The following is a 640-nucleotide window of genomic DNA, read 5'->3' as shown; positions in this document are numbered from 1 at the left end:
ATCAGCCCTTGAAGACCTTGAGCATGGTGGAGCCCAGGCTGGCCGGGCTGTCCGCCACGGCGATGCCCGCGCTCTTCATGAACTCGATCTTGAAGTCGGCGGTGTCGTTGCCGCCGGAGATCACCGCGCCGGCATGGCCCATGCGGCGGCCCGGAGGCGCGGTGCGCCCGGCGATGAAGCCGACGACCGGCTTCTTGGTCCCGGAGGCCTTGATGAACTCCGCGCCCTTGACCTCGGCGTCGCCGCCGATCTCGCCGATCATGATGATGCCCTCGGTCTCCGGGTCCTTCAGGAACAGCTCCAGGCTGTCCACGAAGTTCGTCCCGTTGACCGGGTCGCCGCCGATGCCGATGCAGGTCGTCTGGCCCAGCCCCGCCGCGGTGGTCTGCGCCACCGCCTCGTAGGTCAGCGTGCCCGAGCGCGAGACGATGCCGATCTTGCCGCGCTTGTGGATGTGCCCCGGCATGATGCCGATCTTGCACTCGTCCGGCGTGATGATGCCCGGGCAGTTCGGCCCGATCAGCCGCGTCTTGGAGTTGCCCAGCGCGCGCTTGACCCGCACCATGTCGAGCACCGGAATGCCCTCGGTGATGCACACCACCAGCGGGATCTCGGCGTCGATCGCCTCCAGGATGGCGTC

The 640-nt window shown here is 68.1% G+C and carries 1 protein-coding gene; it reads right to left on the bottom strand.

All coding sequences use genetic code 11. The annotated features are described in order from the left end of the window. Position 1: 1 nt before the first annotated feature. The coding region (gene sucD / locus DS843_RS30950; protein WP_149472627.1) for a succinate--CoA ligase subunit alpha at positions 2–640 on the bottom strand (639 nt) is incomplete at its 5' end.

It is taken from the genome of Roseomonas genomospecies 6 (assembly GCF_008365375.1).
Taxonomy (GTDB): Bacteria; Pseudomonadota; Alphaproteobacteria; order Azospirillales; family Azospirillaceae; genus Azospirillum.
Note: the sequence above shows the minus strand (reverse complement) of the source record. Positions and strands in the feature narration are given on the sequence as shown.